At 57.8% G+C, this 3,490-nt stretch carries 4 protein-coding genes; 3 read left to right on the forward strand and 1 reads right to left on the reverse strand.

All coding sequences use genetic code 11. The features are described from left to right. Positions 1-173 precede the first annotated feature (173 nt). Entirely contained in the window at positions 174-1,142 is a 969-nt protein-coding gene (locus B7L09_RS21650; RefSeq protein WP_094470566.1) for a polyprenyl synthetase family protein, read from the reverse strand. A 239-nt stretch (positions 1,143-1,381) separates the two neighbouring features. Here B7L09_RS21650 and rplU point away from each other — a divergent pair, with 239 nt between their 5' ends. The 3 genes from rplU (at position 1,382) to cgtA (ending at position 3,422) form a co-directional block, all read left to right on the forward strand. After that, a complete protein-coding gene (gene rplU, locus B7L09_RS21655) occupies positions 1,382-1,696 on the forward strand; it encodes a 50S ribosomal protein L21 (RefSeq protein ID WP_003176051.1) in 315 nt (104 codons plus the stop codon). Positions 1,697-1,730: 34 nt separating this feature from the next. Next, positions 1,731-2,006 (forward strand): 50S ribosomal protein L27, encoded by a 276-nt coding sequence (rpmA, locus tag B7L09_RS21660; protein ID WP_094470567.1) that lies wholly within the window; start codon positions 1,731-1,733, stop codon positions 2,004-2,006. A gap of 192 nt (positions 2,007-2,198) precedes the next feature. After that, positions 2,199-3,422 carry an Obg family GTPase CgtA gene (gene cgtA / locus B7L09_RS21665; protein ID WP_094470568.1) on the forward strand — a complete coding sequence of 408 codons (1,224 nt, stop codon included), beginning with the start codon at positions 2,199-2,201 and terminating at the stop codon, positions 3,420-3,422. Positions 3,423-3,490: the final 68 nt, after the last annotated feature.

Raw genomic sequence — 3,490 nt, forward strand, 5'->3', positions numbered from 1 at the left:
TCAGGATCGCTAAAAAGCGCACATTGTATAGGGTTTTAGACGGGAGAGGGCTGGACGCTGATAAACCTGTGGGAGCGAGCTTGCTCGCGATTGCGGTGCGTCAGTCAGCAACAGTGTCGACTGGCAGATTGCAATCGCGAGCAAGCTCGCTCCCACAGGGTGTTGCAGTGCTGTTAGTGCGTACGGGCGACCGCAAATTCGCTCAATTCAACCAGCGCATCGCGGTATTCGCTGGCTGGCAGCGCGTCGAGGCATTTGATCGCGCGGGCCACGTAATCACGGGCCAGATTTGCGGTGTAATCCAGGGAGCCCGAGGCTTCCACGGCAGCGCGAATGCTTTCCAGGTCTTCAATCCCGCCTTTCTGGATCGCTTTGCGCACCAGTGCAGCCTGTTCCGGCGTGCCTTCGCGCATGGTGTAGATCAGCGGCAAGGTCGGCTTGCCCTCGGCCAGGTCGTCACCGACGTTCTTGCCCAGGGTTTCGGCGTCGCCACGGTAGTCGAGCAGGTCGTCCACCAGTTGGAACGCCACGCCCAGGTGATCGCCAAAGGTGCGCAGGGCTTCGGCCTGTTCGGCAGTGGCGCCACACAGGGCGGCGGCACTGTGGGTGGAGGCTTCGAAAAGCATCGCGGTTTTGCCGCGAATCACTTCCATGTAGGTTTCTTCGGTGGTGCTGGCATCGCGGACCTTCGACAGCTGCAACACTTCGCCTTCGGCGATGATGCGCGTGGCTTGTGAAAGAATCTTCATCACCGGCATGGAGCCCAGTTCGACCATCATTTCGAAGGAGCGCGAATACAGGAAGTCGCCCACCAGCACGCTTGGCGCGTTGCCCCACATGGCNTTGGCGGTCTCCCGGCCACGGCGCATGCCCGACATGTCGACCACGTCGTCATGCAGCAGGGTGGCGGTGTGCAGGAATTCGATAGTAGCTGCCAGCAGGCGCAGGTCATCGCCTTCGCGACCCAGGGCCTTGCCACACAGCAACACTAATAGAGGACGCAGGCGTTTACCGCCAGCCGAGGTAATGTAATCGCCAATTTTGGAGACCAGCGGCACTTTAGACGTCAGCTGCTGCTTGATGATGCCGTCGACGGCGCTAAAATCGTCCGCGACCGCGCGGTAGAAAGCTTGGGGTTGCATCAGCGACAGTCGCTCCAGAAGGGTTGCGCGGCATGCTAGGACCCACGTCGGCGGGTGTCAAGGCACGATGGACGGCCCCTTGCATCGCCCCGGCACCTTGCGTACAATCGCGCACCCTGAACTTCCTGGGCAGCACCTGCCTTACGCAATTGCATTCGGGACGTCCATCCCATGCAGCCATGCCAGCCAATACCTCTTCTTATAAAGCGCTGGGTGAGCAGGATTATCGGAGAAATACCATGTCGTACGCAGTAATTGTTACTGGTGGCAAGCAATACAAGGTCGCCCCAGGTGAATACCTGAAGATCGAAAAACTGGAAATCGCTACTGGCGAATCCGTTACTTTTGATCGCGTTCTGTTGGTCGCCAATGGCGATGACGTGAACATCGGCGCTCCAGTGGTTGCTGGCGCTACCGTTGTGGCTGAAGTGATCTCCCAAGGTCGTCACGATAAAGTCCGCATCATCAAGTTCCGTCGTCGTAAGCACCACATGAAGCGTATGGGCCACCGCCAGTGGTACACCGAGATCAAAATCACCGGTATTCAGGCTTAATTTCAGCCTAATTCCTCACTAGGAGAATTGACTCATGGCACACAAAAAAGCTGGTGGTAGTACCCGTAACGGTCGCGACTCAGAAGCCAAACGCCTTGGCGTTAAGATGTATGGCGGCCAGAAAATCATTCCGGGCAACATCATCGTGCGTCAGCGCGGCACCCAATTCCACGCCGGTTACGGTGTTGGCATGGGTAAAGATCACACCCTCTTCGCGAAAATCGAAGGCGTGATCAAGTTCGAAGTAAAAGGCGCTTTCAACCGCCGTTACGTGAGCATTGTCCCGAAGACTGAAGTCGTCGCGGCATAATTGCGTAGTTGCTGGAAAAGCCCTGTCTCGCGACGGGGCTTTTTCGTTTGTGGAGTGAGTCTCTTGCAAAGCTGTTTGTAATGGGCTCAGGCGCTGGATTTGCGGTCGTTATTGAGGTCGCTGCGCTCATTTTTGCAAGAGTCTTATGTCTTGGTTTCTTAAGCTCGTCCATGCGACGAGAGGCGTTTTGTTATGAAGTTCGTTGATGAAGTTTCCATCCGAGTAAAAGCAGGTGACGGCGGCAACGGTTGCATGAGCTTCCGTCGCGAGAAATTCATTGAAAACGGTGGCCCGAACGGCGGTGATGGGGGTGATGGCGGCTCGGTCTACATGATCGCCGACGAAAACCTCAACACCCTGGTCGACTACCGTTACACCCGGCACTTCGATGCCGAGCGTGGCTCCAACGGCGGCAGCACCGACTGCACCGGTAAAAAGGGCGAAGACCTGGTACTGCGCGTACCGGTCGGCACCACGGTCATCGATTCCGCGACTCAGGAAGTGATCGGCGACCTGACCAAGGCTGGCCAAAAGCTGATGGTTGTGCAGGGCGGCTGGCACGGTCTGGGTAACACCCGATTCAAGTCCAGTACCAACCGTGCTCCGCGCCAGACCACTCCGGGTAAACCGGGCGAGGCGCGTGATCTGAANCTCGAAATGAAAGTATTGGCCGACGTAGGCCTGTTGGGTTTGCCGAACGCCGGCAAAAGTACCTTCATCCGCTCGGTCTCGGCCGCCAAGCCGAAAGTCGCCGACTACCCGTTCACCACCCTGGTGCCGAACCTGGGTGTGGTCAGCGTCGATCGCTGGAAAAGCTTCGTGGTCGCCGACATTCCTGGCTTGATCGAAGGTGCTTCCGACGGCGCAGGCCTGGGGATTCGCTTCCTCAAGCACTTGTCGCGTACCCGTTTGCTGCTGCATCTCGTCGACATGGCGCCGCTGGATGACACCAGCGCACCGGACGCCGCCGAAGTGATCGTCAGCGAACTGACCAAGTTCAGCCCGGCCCTGGCCGAGCGTGATCGCTGGCTGGTACTGAACAAGTGCGACCAGATCCTGGAAGAAGAGCACGAAGAGCGCGTCAAGGAAATCGTCGATCGCCTGGAGTGGGAAGGTCCGGTCTACGTGATCTCGGCCATCGCCAAAGAAGGTACCGAGCGTCTGTGCCGCGACATCATGCGTTACATGGAAGACCGTGCTGATCGTCTGGCTAACGACCCGGTCTACAAGGAAGAACTGGCCGAACTCGATCAGCAGATCGAAGACGAAGCCCGCGCTCAGTTGCAGGCTCTGGACGACCAGCGTGCCCTGCGCCGCAGCGGCGTGAAGTCGGTCCATGACATCGGCGACGATGATTGGGACGAAGAAGACGTGGATGATGAAGACGGTCCGGAAATCATTTACGTGCGCGACTGATTCGTTGCAGTAAACTTAAGCGCCGCTCACTCGAGCGGCGTTTTAGTATCTGGGAATNNNTAGTGTCA

This window comes from Pseudomonas mandelii (assembly GCF_002251635.1).
GTDB lineage: Bacteria > Pseudomonadota > Gammaproteobacteria > Pseudomonadales > Pseudomonadaceae > Aquipseudomonas > Aquipseudomonas mandelii_B.